This window comes from Nocardia sp. CA-290969 (assembly GCF_050936135.1).
Lineage (GTDB): Bacteria > Actinomycetota > Actinomycetes > Mycobacteriales > Mycobacteriaceae > Nocardia.
In genome coordinates this window covers 3,070,205-3,085,859 of record NZ_JBNJNJ010000001.1, presented here as the reverse complement: position 1 = coordinate 3,085,859, position 15,655 = coordinate 3,070,205, and the positions used below count along the sequence as shown (strand labels likewise).

The window sequence follows — 15,655 nt, the reverse complement described above, 5'->3', positions numbered from 1 at the left end:
GTCACCGCGTCGCGCCGTACGGGGCAGCGGCCACCGCCGCGGTGAACTCCGCTGCCAGCCGGCGGTGGACGACCCTGCGGACCAGTTCGAGAATGCCCGAAACCAGCACCTGGACCGGGCGGCTGGACGGGACGAACCGCTGTTGTTTGATCCGTGCGGAGCGCCGCTGGCCGGTGATGTAGGGACGCAGGCCGGTTTCCCAGGCGTCCAGCGCGGCGGCGAGGTCGTCGGGGTGCTCCCGCAGGGCCACGCCCAGTGCGGCGCCGCCGCGCAGCGAGGACGAGGAGCCCATGGCCGAGTAGGTGTTCATGCACCAGGCCGCGTCCCCCACCAGCACGACCCGTCCCGTGCTCCACCGGGGCATCTTCACCTGGTGGATCGAGTCGAACACGTGGTCCGGGGCCTGCTCCAGGGAGTCCAGGATGTGGCGCACCACGGGGTCGTCGTCCATCCCGGAGAAAGCCGCGCGCACCTGCTCGATCGACGGCCCGGCGAACCGGTCCGGAATATCGTCGGTGCGGTAGGTCAGCCATGCGCAGGGCGCGTGGTCGGCGAGTCCGAACACCCACATCGCACGCTTGGGGCGCGAGACGATGATGCTGTCGCTCGCCTCGTACGAGGGCACTTGCTCCTTCATCTGGAACGCGCAGATCATCGCCTTCCAGTTCGCCAGGTAGTCCTCGTCCGGACCGCACACCATCCGGCGCACACTCGAGCGCATCCCGTCCGCGCCGACCACGAGATCGAAGTCCTCGCGGTACTGCTTCCCGGTGCCGGTGTCCTCGAGCAGGACCCGCACCCCGCCGGCGCCCTCGGTGATGTCGACCGGAGTGGTCGCGAACCGGACCTCGACCGCGTCCTCGGTCCCGTTGCCGGTGATGCCCTGCCACAACGCGGCCTCGATGTCGCCGCGCAGCACCGCTGCCACCCCGCTGGGCGCGTCCAGCAATCCCAGAGCCGGCCTCCGCCTGCCCCGGCGATCCACCGACCACGAGTTCCCGCCCGGTCGCCATTGCGGGTTGCGGGTGTGCAGGTGGTCGGCGATCCCCAGGTCGGCCGCGGCCTGCAGACCCTCCGGGAACATGAAGATGAAGTAGCCCCCCGTCCGACGCTCGGCCGCTCGTTCGACGATCACCGGCGTCCAACCGGCCCGGCGCAGCCCGATGGCCGCGGACATCCCCGCGATCCCGAGCCCCACCACCAGTGCCCTCTTCTGCATGGCTTTCCTCTCTCCGATCACGTTCTGATGGATGGACGGCTCAATCCGGCACGACGACGACGCGGCTGCGGCCGGTGTGTGCCCACGCCTCGCCGACCCGGCTCAGCGGGAACGCGGTGTAGGGCAGCTGCAGGGACCCGTCGGCGAAGCGGGCCATGACCTCGGACGTCTCGGCGAGCATCTCCTCGGCGGACCGCGATCCGACGCCGCTCCCGGTGACCCGGATCCGCCTGCTGCGCAGCAGGTCCGCGGGCAGCGACGCCGCCAAGCCCGCGAGCGAGCCGATCTGCCGCCCGGTGGTCAGCCCGCGAACGATGTTGTGCAGGCCGGCACTGACGAGGTGCAGCGGCTCGTGACCGGGTGGGAGCGTCGGCTCGGGGAAGTCACTGCAGACAGGTGACATATCGGGGGTGGTGACGACCGCAGCACGCATCAGATACTCCTTAACTAAGTTCAACGCTGCAATCAGCGTCCCTTAACAAAGTTAAGTTGTCAATATGACCATGGGCATCACTCGGGAGCGGATCATCACGGCGGCGCTCGAACTCCCCGACGACCAGGGCATGGACGCCCTCGAGTTCGTCAGGCGGGGGACCCGTGACGGCGATGTCGAACGGTGGAGGAAAGATCGACGACCATGGGATCGGACATTCTGCACTGCAGGCTGTTCCGGCGTCCGTTCGACGCTTCGCACGGCTGGACTCGCGCCGGGCAGCTCTCGGTCCGGATCGAGCGGGGCGGCATCGCCGCCGTCTTGACGGAAGTCGGCTGGCGCGCCGAGGACGGCGCCGATACTTCCTTGACGTTGCCGGAGCTCATGGGGAGCTACCGGTCACCGGACGGCGAGGTATGGGAGCTTCGCGGCGAGCCGGCGCCGGGCCGGGTGGGCGAGCTCGCGGATCCTGTTGTCTACCGATTGTTCGAGGGCGACAACGAGCAGCCGCTGGCACAGCACCCGCAGAATCCGCTGCGACTGCTGCTGGACACCGGGCAGGGGCATCCCGTCCGGCTGTCGTGGCGGTCGGCCGGCGGGGAGAGCGGACACGTCGTCTTCGCGCCACCCTTTCAGGACGGTCACACCGCGAAGGTGGCCGACATCCAGGCCACGGCGGAGCATCCCGAGGCCGGCGAGGTGGCTCGCAACCTCCTCGACGGCTCGATGGCGACCAAGTGGTTCGCGCCGGTCCCCAGGGCGGACCTGGTGCTGCGGCTGACCACGAAGCGCACAGTTGTCCGTTACGAGCTGGACTCGGCCGACGACGCCCCGGACCGGGATCCCGGCGACTGGGAACTGCTCGGCTTCTGCGACGGTCACTGGCTCGTGCTCGACGAACGCCACGGAGAACGATTCGGCGGGCGGCGCACGTCGCGGACATTCACGGTCGCCCGGCCGCGCACCTGCGAACGGTACTGGCTGCGGATCCTCGGCAATGCCGGGTCGCCGCACCTGCAACTGGGTGGACTGCGGTTCTTCACGGCGGAAAAGCCCGAGCCGCCACCGAAGTTCCTCGGCTGGTATCGCCGACCCGGCGAAGCCGCCGTCCCGCTGCACGGATTCCTGGTGCGGCAGGAGAGGGCGACCACACCGCTGCCACCCGGTCCCGCCGAGGACGCAGCCGAAGCGGTACCGGCGGCTCCGCCGCAATGGCAGGACTGGATCACCGGCTACAGCGAACAATGGTTCCGGACGGCGAGCGAGGAAGACCTCGAAGTCGCCGGGCTGCCACCCGCCGGGCTCGTCCGGCCGCCGGCCGGCATCACGGCGATCGAGCGGGCCGAGGCCCGGCTGGGGCACCGGCTACCCGCGTCGCTGCGGTCGTTCTACCAGGTCACCGACGGCCTGCTCGAGGCCGGAGCGTTCGGCGAGCAGGTGTGGTCGCTGGCCGAGCTGGACTGGATGCGGGAGACGAATGCCGATCTGCTCGACCTCTGGGGCCTGTTCGTCGAGGACTCCGGTCCGCAGGCGCGGGCGTTGCAGATCGGTGCGAACGACGACGGCGACTACTGGTTCCTCGACCTCGCCGACGTCCGCGACGGCGAGTGGGCCGCCTACACCTGGCATCCCGCGCAAGGCGCCGACCCCGTACGTCACGACAGCTTTGCCGCCCTGCTGGCCGATCAACGAACGACCCTCGAACGGCTCCGCGCCCACCAGGGCCGTCCCGCCCACCCGGAGGGCGCCGGCGTCTTTCTCGCCGAGGGGCGTCGCCTGGCGCTGGCCGGTGACGTGGTAGCAGCGCACGAAACCCTGAACCGCGCGATGGACGCCGGTTCGGCGGTAGCGGCCTATCTCGATGCGCAGGTCCGGCTGTTCGCGTTCCCCGGCGACTGGTACGAGGCAACCCTGCGCGACATACTCGGCAACGACCACGTGATGGCGGCCATCGACGACGATCACCTCCGCGGCGACCTCATCCCGATGTACCTGGCCCTGACCCGGCCCGATCAGGTCAGGCCCCCCGCCGCCTGGGCGCGGTGGCTCACCTCGTTCGTCCCCCGCCTCGCCGCGCGACCGGACCGGCCGGCCGGTGACGACGAGCAGGACGACCGGGCATGGGACGCCTTCGCGGCGACACTTGCCGGCGATCCGGTCCCCGATCCCGGGCCCTTCGGCCGCGCCTGCGCCGTCGCCCGGGAACTCGTCGAGTTCGGGCGTCCCGACGACGCCTGGACCGAACTGCGGAACGCACTGCCGTCCTGGCAACCGGATTCGCCGCTGCGGGTCATGCCGACCGTCCTGATCGCCGACCCCGCGTTGCGCACGATCATGACCCCGGAACGCCGCCTGATCGCCGCGATCACCCGCCGGAGCTCGTGAGTGACACTCCCCGCCGGCCATCGGCGGCGGTGAACCGGGACAATCGCCGGCGGGTCAGGCCGACGGCGAGCAGGGTGGCGATCGCCAGCGTGGTGGTTGCGATCGCGATGTAGCTGTACACGCCCGTCGCCGAGTTCACCGCCGTCCCGTCGATGATCGTCCGGGTGGACGAGAGCACGGCTGCACCCACGAACGTCATGACCACCGAGCCGACCGCGCCCACGACCGAGACCATGCTCGAGACCGCGGCCTGGCGATCGGCCGGCACGAGCGACCCCGCCAGGTTGAAGCCGGTGGTCAGGAGCGCACCCATTGTGCACTGCAGCAGAAAAGAGCAGGCGATTGCGGCGGGCAGCCACGAGGCCCCGGTGAGCATCCCGGCGGCGCCGGCGGTGCCGACCGTCGTGGCGCCGGCCAGCGTGGCCGCCGGTCCGATCCGGGTCGCGAGCCAGCCCGAGAGCACTCCACCGACGACAACCCCGACGGCGGGAATCCCGAACAGCAGCCCCAGCATGCCCTGGGCGTCGAGCCCGTAACCGAGCTGCTGCTCGTGTGAGACCTGGGCGATCAGGCTGAGGAGCTGGTCCATGCTCTGCGTCGCTCCCGTAGCCAGCACGATGACGAGCAGCGTGAGCAGTAGGGGCCGCCCGAGGTTGCTGATGTCGATCACGGGATCAGCGGTCCGCCGGGAGTGCCGTACCCAGTACGCCAGCGTGATCAGACCGGCGCTGAGGAGGGTGAACGGGATAAGACCGAACCAGCCGATCTCCGGCCCCAGGCTGATATAGCCGAGCACCGCGGTCAGGCCGGCGCCCAGTAGGAGGGCCCCGCCGGCGTCGAGCCGGCCCGGCATCCTGGTCGTGGAGTCGGGGATGACGACGCGCACGGCGACGGCGGCGACGGCGCCCAGTGCGGCTGCCGTCACGAAGATGACGCGGAAGCCGAACTCGGCAACCAGATTCTCGTAGAGGAAGGCGGCGCCGAAGTTGAGCACTGCGGTGCCGGTGGTGACGATCCCGACCGCGGGCATCGCGATCCGTGGTTCGCAGAGTTCGCGGACGATCGTGGCGGAGAGGAAGACCGACGCGATGACGGCGCCTTGGGCCAGGCGTCCGAGGGTGAATACCAGCAGGTTGGGAGCCATCACGCAGAGGACGGAGCCGGTGCAGCCGAGCAGCAGCGTGATGATGAGCATCCGGCGTTTGCCGCGCAGGTCGGCGCTCCGGCCCAGCAGCGGGGCCCACAGTGCACCGGCGAGCACCGCGCTGGAGCTGATCCAGGCCGCCTGATCTGTCTGGAAGTGCTCGAGCATCTGCGGGAGGAAGAGCAGCGGCGCCACGATCACGGTATCCGCCATCAGGTTCCCGACGAGGAGTGCGGCGATCTGTGCGGCGAGGCGCTTGTTCCACCGTCTGTGCCGTGTCGTGCCAGGTGGCAGGCCGGTGTCCGGCGTGGTGTTCACGGAAGCTCCTTTGCGATGGTCGGGCCGTTTCAGCGCTGCCGCCACGGTCCGTTCCCGGGTGATTCCCTTCCCCAACGGGCATACCTTAACTAAGTTAAGGAGCGGTGGCAATCAGTCGACTGAACTTAGATAAGGAGAATGTGGTGCGGGCAGCAGTCATCACCAGGTCCGATGTCGCGCCGGTGCGCACGGAGTTCTCCGGCCCGAGTCCGTAGTCGGGCCGGCCCCACTGCGCCAGTGGGCGCGGGTCTGCTCCGCGGCGCGATCAACGTCCGGCGAGTGGGAGAAGATCACCCACCTCGGGTCGGAGTGCCCCTCCGGGGGCCTGAACCCCGTACAGCCGCCTGTTGTGACGGGCGGATCGGCCGACCGGCCGTCACAACAGGCGGGTCGCGAGTCCGTCGAGGAGAACGCCGAGCTGCCGTTCGAACCTCGGGTCGCCGTCGTCGCGGAGATGTCCGGCGGCCTTGATCAGTTCGGCCCCTTCGCCGAGCCACGCATCACGTCCGGCGAGCGAGTATCGAGCGGGGTCGGCGCCGGGGGACGGGCTGCGCTCCTGCTCTTCGATGACGAAGCCGACCACGAAGGCGGTGACCAGGTCGAGGGTGTCGTCGGCCTCGGGCAGTGAGAACCCGGCCGCAGTCAAGCGCTCGAGCCACGATTCTTTCGCCTTCACCACTTCGGGGTCGGCGAAACGCGTGCCGCTGAAGATGCGCGCCCCATCCCGGTGCGTCAGATACTCCGACCTCAGGACGCGGGCGTAGGCGGCTATGTCGGCACGCCAGTCTCCGCCGCGCGGGATCGTCGCGAGGGCGTCGGTGACGCGTCGCATCACGAATGTGGCCATCTCGTCGAGGAGTTCCTGTTTGTTGCGGACGTGCCAGTACAGGGCGGGGGCCTTCACGTCGAGCCGGGAGGCGAGCGCTCGGACCGTGAGGGCGTCCATGCCCTGCTCATCGAGCAGTTCGAGTGCCGCCGTCACGATCTGCTCCCGCGTGATTCCTTTTGCCACGGTTGACACTTTAACAAAGTTAAGGCACCTGTCGGCATCAGGGATTAACTCGGTTAAGGAGTCATCTCATGCGTGCTGCAGTCGTGGGCGCCGGTCCTGCTGATCCTGTTGCATCTCGTGCAGGGTTTCGGCGCCGGAGGCGAGTAGGTCGGCGCCGTGGTGCAGTCCGTCGAGCACGGCGACCAGCGACGGCGCGGACCGGCCGGTGCATGGGCCCCGGCCGGTTTCGCGCTCTACCGCGCTGCTCGCGTGGACCGGCCACTGGTGGCCGTTCGCCGCGTACCTCTGATCGGGACGGTAGTCGAGCCGCGGACCACCCTGATCGTGCTGTTGTATCAACCTTTGGGCCAAGTCGCGCTCGAACCACCGAAAGCAGGTTCGGGTAGGTTTCCCGTCGTGGTCGATAGTTTTGGCCCGTACCGGCTCGAGGAACTGCTCGGCCGCGGGGCATGGGTGAGGTATGGCGGGCCTACGACTCCGAGCAGCAACGTGAAGTCGCGCTCAAGGTGTTGCCGGCCGTACTGTCCGGTGACGCCGAGTACGTGGCCCGGTTCCAGCGGGAAGCGCGAGTCGCGGCACGGCTGACCGATCCGCACATCGTCCCGATTCATCGGTTCGGGGAACACGATGGCCGCCTGTTCATCGATATGCGCCTGATCCATGGTTGGGATCTGTCGCGAGTGCTGGCTGCCGAGAGGGCGCTGGCACCGGCACGGGCGGTGGGGGTCGTGGAGCAGGTGACATCGGCGTTGGACGCTGCGCACGGGGCCGGGTTGGTTCACCGTGATGTGAAGCCGGCGAATGCGCTGCTGCCCGCGCGGGGTCCGGAGTTCGTCTACCTCGTCGATTTCGGGATAGCGCGGGTCGTGGATGCCGATACCCGGTCGAGATTGACGACGACGGGGGACACCATCGGCAGCCTCGAGTACATGGCTCCGGAACGGTTCGGGGCGGGGCCGATCGACCGCCGCGTGGACGTGTATTCCTTGGGGTGCGTGCTCCACGAGTGCCTGACCGGTGCGAAACCGTTCCCGTACGGCGAGTTCGGCGCACTGATCCACGCGCACCTGAATCAGCCTGCACCACGACCGAGTTCGACACATCCCGCGCTTGTCGCGTTCGATCCGGTGATCGCTCGTGCGTTGGCCAAAGACCCTGCCGACCGGTATGCCACGTGCGGGGAGTTGGCCGCGGCCGCGCGTGCCGCGCTCACGACGGCACCCACGCTGGTTCGTGGCGCGAGCCCTGCGCCGGTTGGTGCGGTGCCCGATGCGGCGCCCGCGGGCGGTTGGGGCCCTCCGAATGCTCTGGTCGGTGCTCGTCCTGACCGCACGCGGCACCGGTTGTGGGCTGCTGCCGCGCTGGTTGTCGCACTCGGCATGATTGCCACGATTACGACAGTGATACTGCGAGGCGACGATCAGGGCGGCAGTGCCGAGGAGCGCGACGTCTCCAGCCGGCCATTCGTCGGTGTGATGACCGGACACACCGACAACGTGAACGCCGTCACGACCGCGCAGCGCGATGGCCGCACTGTTGTCATCTCCGGCAGCGCCGATGAATCGGTCCGTATCTGGGACCTCGCCACGGGCCGACCGGTCGGCCCGCCCCTGACCGACCAGTCGAATCGCATCCAGGCACTCGCGGTCGGGCAGCGCGACGGCCGCACCGTGATCGTGGCCGGCGGCTTCGAGGGCCTCCGTCTCTGGGACCTCGACGCAGCCATTCCCATCGGTCGCATCGCGAACGGTGAGGTACCCGGCGAACTCGGCGTGCATTATACCCAAGCACTCACCATTGCCCAGCGCGACGGGCGCGCCGTCGTTCTCGCCGGCATCTCGTCGGGAGTCGTGGCCGTGGATCTCGCCACCGGTCGGCGCCTCCGCGAAGAATTCGCGGGAACCACCGAGGGCGTGGCCCCCATGACTGTCAATATCATCAACGCCGTCGGTACTGCTCAGGTCGACGGCCGGGACGTTGTCATCGCCGGCGGCTCGGACGACATCGTCCGGGCCTGGGACCTCGCCACCGGCCGACCCGTCGGCCAGGCCCTTGTCGGCCATACCGATGACGTCGCCTCAGTCACCAGCGCTCAGCTCGATGGCCGCACCGTGATCATCTCCGGCAGTCATGACGAGACGATCCGGGTGTGGGATCTCGCCACCGGTCGACTCGTGGGCCAGCCGCTCACCGGCCATCAGAGTTGGGTCAGGGCTGTCACCACGGCCCAGGACGCGGGCCGCACCGTGATCGTCTCCGGTGCTCGCGACGGCACTGTCCGCGTCTGGGATCTCGCCACCGGCCAACCCGTCGGCCACCCGCTGACCGGATGCTCCGCCACCGAGTCGGTCACCACCGCACAGCGCGACGACCGGACCGTCATCATCGCCGGCTGCATCGACGGCACCATCCACGTGTGGGACATGCCGTAGCAGTCGCTGTCGCGTGAATGTCCGGCTGCGCTACGCAATCTCACCGTTTCGGGTAGGTTTCCGTCGTGGTCGATAGTTTTGGCCCGTACCGGCTCGAGGAACTGCTCGGCCGCGGGGGCATGGGTGAGGTATGGCGGGCCTACGACTCCGAGCAGCAACGTGAAGTCGCGCTCAAGGTGTTGCCGGCCGTACTGTCCGGTGACGCCGAGTACGTGGCCCGGTTCCAGCGGGAAGCGCGAATCGCGGCACGGCTGACCGATCCGCACATCGTCCCGATTCACCGGTTCGGGGAACACGACGGCCGCCTGTTCATAGACATGCGCCTCGTCGAGGGACGTGACCTGGCCGAGGTGCTCTCGGTGACCGGAGCGCTCGCCCCGGCCCGGGCAGTCAGCGTCGTGGAGCAGTTGGCGGCGGCGCTCGACGACGCCCACGACGCGGGGCTGGTCCACCGTGATGTGAAGCCGGCCAACGCGATTGTCACCAACGGAGTCCCGGAATTCGTCTACCTCGCCGATTTCGGCATCGCACAGATCGTGGATGCGGCCACCAGGTCGCGGTTGACCATGACCGGTGAAACCATCGGCAGTCTCGAATACATGGCACCCGAACGGTTCAACGCGCGACCGGTCGACCGGCTTGTCGATGTCTACTCGTTGGGTTGCGTGCTGTACGAGTGCCTCACGGGCGTGAAGCCGTACCCGTACGGCGAGTTCGGTGCACTCATCAACGCCCACTTGAATCAGCCTGCACCGCAACCGAGTGCGACACATCCAGCCCTGGTCGCGTTCGATTCGGTGATCGCTCGTGCGCTGGCCAAGAACCCCGCCGACCGCTATGCCACCTGCGGTGAGCTGGCCGCTGCCGCACGCGCCGCGCTCACCGCTGCACCGGCCACCGCTGCGACTGTCGTGCGTGGGCCCGGCGCGATCCCCGCTGTCAGCGGTGGCCACCCAGGCCGCGGCCGCCGCCGGCTGTGGACCGTCGCTGCGATCCTCGTCGCGATCCTCACGATCGCGGTAGGTACCACCGTTGCTTTGCGGCTCGAGGATGACGACGATTCCATCGCCACGCTGACGGGCCCCGCAGACGACGTGACCTCGATTACCACCGCCCAACGCGAGGGCCGCCAGGTCATCATTTCCGGCAGCGCAGACAACTCCGTCCGCACCTGGGACCTCGTGAGCGGCCGGCCGGTCGGCGAGCCCCTGACCGGCGACGAGGGCGTCGAAGCCGTCGCCACCGCCCAACGCGACGGCCGCACAGTCATCATCGCCGCGTGCCGAGACACAATCCGGCTCTGGGATCTCGCTACCGGCCGAGCCGTGGGACATCCGCTGACCGGCCAACGCGGTACCGATCTCGACGCGCTCACCACCACCCAACTCGACGGTCGCACCGTGATCGTCGGCGCCCGCTGGGACTACCTCGAAGCCTGGGACCTCACCGACGGCCAACCGGTCGGCACACCCCAAAAGGGGCACACCGATTACGCCACCGCCATCACCACCGCCGAACGCGAGGGCCGCGTGGTAGCCATCACCAGTAGCAGCGACAATACGATTCGTATCTGGGATCTCGCCACCGGCGACCCCGTGGGCCGGCCGCTGACCGGTCACACCGATACCGTCTACAGCGTCGCGACCGCCCAACTCGACGGTCGTACCGTCATCGTCTCCGCCGCGACCGACAAGTCGATCCGGTTCTGGGATCTTGCCACCGGTCAACCAGTCGGCACACCGATCACCGGGTCGGACGCCCTCTCGTGGACCCTGACGACGGCGCAACGCGGCGGCCGCACCGTTATCATCGCCGGTGGCTTCGACAACAAGATCCATGTCTGGGACCTCGCCACCGGTCAACCCGTGGGCAAGCCTCTCTCCGGCCACACCGAAATGATCACAGCTGTCACCACCGCGCAACGCGACGGCCGGACGGTCATCATTTCCGGCGCCAAGGATAAAACGGTGCGCGTCTGGAACATGCCCTAGCTCGAGTTCTAATCTCTGAGCTGCTGCTCGGTGATCATGGGTGAAACCCTGGGTAGATCGTGTCTTCTTGCGACAGAAAGACTTTCGGCCAGTTCTGACCAGTCGGTACTTCCTATCATTTCGGTCTCGCGCGGTCGTCGCGTGCGGGGAGCGGGCCCGGCCTACTCGGTAAACCAGGAGGTCGATGCGGCAGGACACGCGTACTCGGCGTGCTCTCATTCGTCTCCGCCTGCCGCGTAACCCGGTTCACCCTCGCACGACCGCAGCCTGATCACTCGGTACGGCAGCACCGTCAGCAGCCGAAACCGGACCTACCTGCACGTCGAGCAGGAGGGCCGACACAGTTCCGGACACCGGATACCATGCGGTGTAGGGTATTTCGCGCCACGGGTCGCGTTCTATCGCAGGGAGGTGCCCCGAGCGGGCATGGTGCCAAGCCGTCCCTTCGAACGGGCCTTCCGTCCTGCGGATTGAATCGGCCATCCCGACCTCACTGTCGTCACGGCGGCGCCGAAAAATATCCCTTCTATGGACGCCGGTCGTCAGGCGGCAGTCGGATTCAGCAGCGCCGCGAGGTCGGAGGGGGTGGGCATCGTCCGGCGTAGCCCGACGCGGGCGCGGCCGGTGTTGCCTTCGGGGTAGCGGCCGGCCAGGGAACTGGGTGCTGCCACGATGATCCGCACCACCTGTCCGAGGGCTTCGCGGCGGTCGCGCCGGCGTACCGCGAGAACGAGCATGGCGAGATGGTTGCGGGTGTGCAGCCATGGATCCGGCTGGGACAGGATGTGTGCGCGCTCCAGGTGTACCCACCGGATCTCGTCGGCGACCGCGGTCTTCGCGGCCTGCATTTCCTGGTGGTAGCGGTCGCGAGCGGGCGCGGGCAGGCGGGGCATCAGTGGTCCTTTCCGGTGGGGTGCTCGCAGCAGTCACAGCCGTCCGCATTGTCGGCGCCGCCCGTGAGCATCGTCGTTGTGGGGCAGCAGGTGTCGCCCTTCCAGGCGTTGAGGCCTTCTCGCACTGCGATCGCGGCGATGACCAGGGCGGCGAGCGGGTCCGCCCAAGACCACCCGAACAGGCTGTTGAGCAGCAGGCCCACCAGCAGGACCGCCGAGAGGTAGGTGCACAGCAGAGTCTGTTTGGAATCGGCGACCGCCGAAGTGGATCCGAGTTCACGGCCGGCCCGGCGCTGCGCGGCCGAAAGCACCGGCATGATGACCAGGCTCGCCGCGGCCAACCCGATGCCGATCGCGGAGTGCTGTGCTTCGCCGAGGCCGAAGAGCGCCCGGATCGAGTCGACGGTGACGTAGAGGGCGAGGGCGAAAAAGGAAAACGCGATGATCCGCAATGCGGCCTTCTCCCGTGCCTCCGGGTCGCGGCCGGCGAACTGCCACGCCACCGCCGCCGCCGAGGACACCTCGATCACCGAATCCAGACCGAACCCGATCAACGCGGTAGAGGACACCCGGGCGCCTTCGGTGAGCGCGATGATCGCCTCGATGACGTTGTAGGTGATGGTCGCGGCGACGAGCCAGCGGATCCGCCGCGCCAGCACCACCTTCCGGCCCGGGCCGGGGCCGGCGGCCACCGCGGACAGTGGGGTGGGCATGCCGAGCGGCGCCGACATCAGCAGCAGCCCTCGGTCTCGGCGCCCGGGCAGCAGGCGGGATCCACCGCCAGCACCAAACCCAGCAGATCACCCAGCGCCGCGGCGATCCGGGCATCGGCGAGTTCATAACGGCTGCGCCGGCCTTCCGGTACCGCGACCACGAGTCCGCAGCCGCGTAGACAGGCGAGGTGATTGGACAGGATCTGCCGGGTCACCCCGATCTGCTCGGCCAGCTCCGACGGATACCCAGGGGCCCGGCGCAGGCTCAACAGGATCCGGGTGCGAGTCGGGTCGGACAGGGCGTGGCCGAACCGGGCCAACGCGTCGGTGTGGACTGCGGTCTCCATGGCCCAGAACAGTACACCAGAATCTGTATTCAGAAAATAATGAACCTTCAAGATCCATGACAGGCTGGATCCGCCTCCGGTTGTGGTGTTCGTAAGTCGATGCGTTCCTGGACAGCGTGAGGTCGCCGCGGCCCAGGGCAAACAGCCCGGCCGCCGCGCAAACTCAGCGACGCCCGGCTGGCCATGGCCCGGGCCGCGCTGCGTGAGGACCAGTCCGTCGCCCAGGCCGCTGACGTGTTCGGGTATCGCGGGCAACCCTCGACCGGTACCTCGCCGAGGCGGCCGGGGCAGAGACACAGACACCGCCGGATCCGCCCGGCAGATAGCTCGGATATCCCATGAAGCTCTTCCTCGGCAGCCACCTGCCCAACTGGCTACCCCAGGTCACCGCCGACGCTCAACATAGCTGAAAACCCCGCTACCCCAACGGTGCCCGGCCATCGCCGACGCAGTTGGGGTTGACGGGTGTGGGGTGGTGTGGTTCGGTAGGATTCGGCTCGTCCGGAGGGTGGACGGGGGTCGATGGGGGTTTCGAAATGTTCTCTCCAGTAATGCGTTTCACGCGGGCAGCACTGGCGCTTTTCGTCGTGTTTGCAGGTATCGCGGCAGTGCTGGTGTCGCCATCTGTGGCGCGGGGGCAGCTGGATTGTGCGGCGGTGGCCGCGCAGATCCAGGCGCACAACGCGACGGCCGCGGCGCATAACGCCAGCCCGCCGGATCCGAACAACGCGGCAGCGGTGCAGGCCTACAACCTCGAAGCCCAGCGCGGTAACGCCGAGGCGGCGCGGCTCAACGGGTTGGCCGCACAGTGCAGGGCGCAGGGCGAGGACGTGCCCGATGTCGGTGCGCCGCCGAGCGCGGGCCCGCAGTCCCCGTCCCCTGCACCAGCACCTGCCCCAGCCCCGGCCCCGGCCCCGGCGGTTGCCATTCCCGCACCGCCTGTTCCCGCGCCCGGTACCGGCGCGCCCGGTGCGCTGCGGGCTTCCCCCGCGGCGCCGGCGTCCCCGGTGGTCAACCCGGTGCAGTCGCTGCCGGTTCGACCGAGCACTGTGGTTCCGAACCCGGGTATCGCCCCGGGCACGGCCTACAACCCGGCATCGGTGGCGCGGGTACATTTGAACGCGCCCTCACCGCTGCCCGGGAGCGCGGCAACGAACCCGCGTTTCTCGCCGGCCCCCGCCCAACCTCTGCAGGCACCTGGATTGAACACTCCGCCCGGACAGCCCGGAATGACCCCGACCCAGCAGGAATTCTTCGCCACCGCCCCGCGCCTGCTGGACGCGACCAAAGCCGTACCCGTACCGTCCACCGCCGGCGGCGGCCAGGTCTACCGGCTGCCCGATCTCACCGGCACCGGCGCGGTCTCCAACAGCGGGCCCGCGGTCTACGTCGGGCCCGGCGCCACCCGCGCGGTCGCCGGACCACTCGACACCCTGGGCCGGCCGACAGGCTCCTACGGCTACCTCGACGCCGCCGGCGCCGCGGTCACCGGCACCGGGCCCGCCAGCATTGCGGTCCCGGGTGCGGGCGGTGTGTACCAGCGGGGACATCTGTGGCCCAACCGATACGGCGGCCCCGGCGATATCCTGCAGTTCCTGGCTCCGGAGCTGGGCGCCACCAACACCGGCGCCATGCGGGTCTACGAGCGTCACCTCGGGCAGGTCGTCACCGGCGCGGTGCCGGGGGTGCCCGCCCAGAACGTCACCTACCTGAAGATCCCGATCTACATCGATGACAAGGTGATACCCGACTACTACTTGCTGCAGGCCTGGGGCGACCAGGGATGGAACCTGCCACCGACCTACGTGCAGAACTTCTGACGCCTTCGAGGACACCGAAATGAGCGCGCTCGACGAACTACAGGCCATGCTGCCCCCGCCACCGGGCTCCGGTCGCGACTTCGACTGGACCCCGGTGCAGCAGCGACTCGGCGTCACCGCGCTGCCGCAGGATTTCGAAGACCTGTTGGCCGCCTACGGTGACGTCCGGTTCTGCAACGTACTGCGCCTGTACCGGCCCAGCACCCAGCCCTACCTCGATCTCGCCGAGGTCACCCTCGCCTCCCGAGAGCCCCTGGCCAGCGACGAATTCGGCGAACCGCCCACCGATCTACCGCCCGGCGTATCCGTCGACCCGGCCAACCTCATCCAATGGGGTGGATCATTCAGCGGCGACTACTGCCTCTGGGACGCCGGCGACCCCGACCCCGACAACTGGACGTTGGTCTTCACCGATATCGACAAAATCCAGTGGGGCTTCTACTCCGGCACCGTCACAGAGTTCATCCTCGACTGGCTGCGCGGCCACACCACCCCGATCCCGTTGTGGAACCTCGACAACATCCTCCGAGGCAGCGCAGTGTTCTGCGAGTTCTACGACCCCACCGACCTCAGCGATACCGCCCTCGACCGCGTCGAGGCCACCGCCGCGCGGTAGGTGATGGAGGTAGGCCACTGAACCGGGATTGTTCAGACGACTGCTCGGCACCCGGCCGGCGTTCGGGTGAGCGTGTCCTTCCCGGCTTGCTGCAGGGTCAGACCCCACATCGATTTCACCGCAACCCATGCCTGGGCGTAGGTGCATCGGTAGGCCGCATTCGGCGCTGCCGGGCTTCCCTCTCAGTTGCCTACGATGATTGCCGCGCTCCCCGTATCTTCCGGTTCGTCGTCGGACTTTCCGGGCCCGGTGGCCGGCTAGGCCGCTGACGCGGCTCTGGCCAACGTAAACGGATGATCAAAGACGATCGGTCGGCACGTCTGCCCACTCGA

13 protein-coding genes are annotated in these 15,655 nt (G+C 68.6%); 5 read left to right on the top strand and 8 right to left on the bottom strand.

Annotation, left to right across the window (positions count from 1 at the left end; all coding sequences use genetic code 11):
• Position 1: 1 nt before the first annotated feature.
• Positions 2-1,219, bottom strand: a complete 1,218-nt coding sequence (locus tag ACQEVO_RS13910; protein ID WP_432913029.1) for an FAD-dependent monooxygenase — start codon at positions 1,217-1,219, stop codon at positions 2-4.
• 40 nt (positions 1,220-1,259) lie between these two features.
• Entirely contained in the window at positions 1,260-1,652 is a 393-nt protein-coding gene (locus tag ACQEVO_RS13905) for a hypothetical protein (RefSeq protein WP_432913027.1), read from the bottom strand.
• Between the two features lie 204 nt (positions 1,653-1,856).
• On the opposite strand from ACQEVO_RS13905, the gene ACQEVO_RS13900 reads away from it, so the two are divergent.
• Positions 1,857-4,037, top strand: a complete 2,181-nt coding sequence (locus tag ACQEVO_RS13900; RefSeq protein ID WP_432913025.1) for an SMI1/KNR4 family protein — start codon at positions 1,857-1,859, stop codon at positions 4,035-4,037.
• On the opposite strand, the gene ACQEVO_RS13895 is transcribed toward ACQEVO_RS13900, so the two are convergent.
• From ACQEVO_RS13895 to ACQEVO_RS13885, 3 genes are all read right to left on the bottom strand, one after another.
• Complete coding sequence (locus ACQEVO_RS13895) at positions 4,018-5,499, bottom strand: MFS transporter (RefSeq protein WP_432913024.1); 1,482 nt, start codon at positions 5,497-5,499, stop codon at positions 4,018-4,020. The two genes, ACQEVO_RS13900 and ACQEVO_RS13895, sit on opposite strands and share 20 nt — an antisense overlap.
• 376 nt (positions 5,500-5,875) lie before the next feature.
• Positions 5,876-6,511: a TetR/AcrR family transcriptional regulator C-terminal domain-containing protein gene (locus tag ACQEVO_RS13890; RefSeq protein ID WP_432913022.1), complete on the bottom strand. Its 636-nt coding sequence runs from the start codon at positions 6,509-6,511 to the stop codon at positions 5,876-5,878.
• Between the two features lie 66 nt (positions 6,512-6,577).
• Complete coding sequence (locus tag ACQEVO_RS13885; protein WP_432913020.1) at positions 6,578-6,862, bottom strand: hypothetical protein; 285 nt, start codon at positions 6,860-6,862, stop codon at positions 6,578-6,580.
• A gap of 98 nt (positions 6,863-6,960) precedes the next feature.
• Between ACQEVO_RS13885 and ACQEVO_RS13880 the strand changes: the two genes are divergently transcribed.
• Both ACQEVO_RS13880 and ACQEVO_RS13875 read left to right on the top strand, forming a co-directional pair.
• Entirely contained in the window at positions 6,961-8,943 is a 1,983-nt protein-coding gene (locus tag ACQEVO_RS13880) for a WD40 repeat domain-containing serine/threonine protein kinase (RefSeq protein ID WP_432913018.1), read from the top strand.
• 65 nt (positions 8,944-9,008) lie between these two features.
• Positions 9,009-10,934: a WD40 repeat domain-containing serine/threonine protein kinase gene (locus tag ACQEVO_RS13875; RefSeq protein WP_432913016.1), complete on the top strand. Its 1,926-nt coding sequence runs from the start codon at positions 9,009-9,011 to the stop codon at positions 10,932-10,934.
• Positions 10,935-11,476: 542 nt separating this feature from the next.
• Here ACQEVO_RS13875 and ACQEVO_RS13870 read toward each other — a convergent pair.
• The 3 genes from ACQEVO_RS13870 to ACQEVO_RS13860 are packed head-to-tail and all read right to left on the bottom strand — an operon-like array spanning position 11,477 to position 12,887.
• The gene (locus tag ACQEVO_RS13870; RefSeq protein ID WP_432913014.1) at positions 11,477-11,827 is read right to left on the bottom strand and encodes a DUF3703 domain-containing protein; all 351 of its coding nucleotides are present in this window, start codon (positions 11,825-11,827) and stop codon (positions 11,477-11,479) included.
• Complete coding sequence (locus tag ACQEVO_RS13865) at positions 11,827-12,558, bottom strand: cation transporter (protein ID WP_432913012.1); 732 nt, start codon at positions 12,556-12,558, stop codon at positions 11,827-11,829. The genes ACQEVO_RS13870 and ACQEVO_RS13865 overlap by 1 nt, the downstream gene beginning before the upstream one ends.
• On the bottom strand, positions 12,558-12,887 hold the full coding sequence (locus ACQEVO_RS13860) for an ArsR/SmtB family transcription factor (protein WP_432913010.1): 330 nt from the start codon (positions 12,885-12,887) through the stop codon (positions 12,558-12,560). Before ACQEVO_RS13860 ends, ACQEVO_RS13865 begins: the two co-directional genes overlap by 1 nt.
• Before the next feature lie 536 nt (positions 12,888-13,423).
• Here ACQEVO_RS13860 and ACQEVO_RS13855 point away from each other — a divergent pair.
• Both ACQEVO_RS13855 and ACQEVO_RS13850 read left to right on the top strand, forming a co-directional pair.
• Entirely contained in the window at positions 13,424-14,707 is a 1,284-nt protein-coding gene (locus tag ACQEVO_RS13855) for a hypothetical protein (protein ID WP_432913008.1), read from the top strand.
• 19 nt (positions 14,708-14,726) lie between these two features.
• On the top strand, positions 14,727-15,323 hold the full coding sequence (locus tag ACQEVO_RS13850) for a hypothetical protein (RefSeq protein ID WP_432913006.1): 597 nt from the start codon (positions 14,727-14,729) through the stop codon (positions 15,321-15,323).
• Positions 15,324-15,655 lie beyond the last annotated feature (332 nt).

What these genes read in the sequence shown, in the direction of transcription:
- ACQEVO_RS13910 (WP_432913029.1), bottom strand. Translation starts at nt 1,219, where the DNA reads ATGCAGAAGAGGGCACTGGTGGTGGGGCTCGGGATCGCGGGGATGTCC.
- ACQEVO_RS13905 (WP_432913027.1), bottom strand. Translation starts at nt 1,652, where the DNA reads ATGCGTGCTGCGGTCGTCACCACCCCCGATATGTCACCTGTCTGCAGT.
- ACQEVO_RS13850 (WP_432913006.1), top strand. Translation starts at nt 14,727, where the DNA reads ATGAGCGCGCTCGACGAACTACAGGCCATGCTGCCCCCGCCACCGGGC.
- ACQEVO_RS13860 (WP_432913010.1), bottom strand. Translation starts at nt 12,887, where the DNA reads ATGGAGACCGCAGTCCACACCGACGCGTTGGCCCGGTTCGGCCACGCC.
- ACQEVO_RS13865 (WP_432913012.1), bottom strand. Translation starts at nt 12,558, where the DNA reads ATGTCGGCGCCGCTCGGCATGCCCACCCCACTGTCCGCGGTGGCCGCC.
- ACQEVO_RS13855 (WP_432913008.1), top strand. Translation starts at nt 13,424, where the DNA reads ATGTTCTCTCCAGTAATGCGTTTCACGCGGGCAGCACTGGCGCTTTTC.
- ACQEVO_RS13900 (WP_432913025.1), top strand. Translation starts at nt 1,857, where the DNA reads ATGGGATCGGACATTCTGCACTGCAGGCTGTTCCGGCGTCCGTTCGAC.
- ACQEVO_RS13880 (WP_432913018.1), top strand. Translation starts at nt 6,961, where the DNA reads ATGGGTGAGGTATGGCGGGCCTACGACTCCGAGCAGCAACGTGAAGTC.
- ACQEVO_RS13870 (WP_432913014.1), bottom strand. Translation starts at nt 11,827, where the DNA reads ATGCCCCGCCTGCCCGCGCCCGCTCGCGACCGCTACCACCAGGAAATG.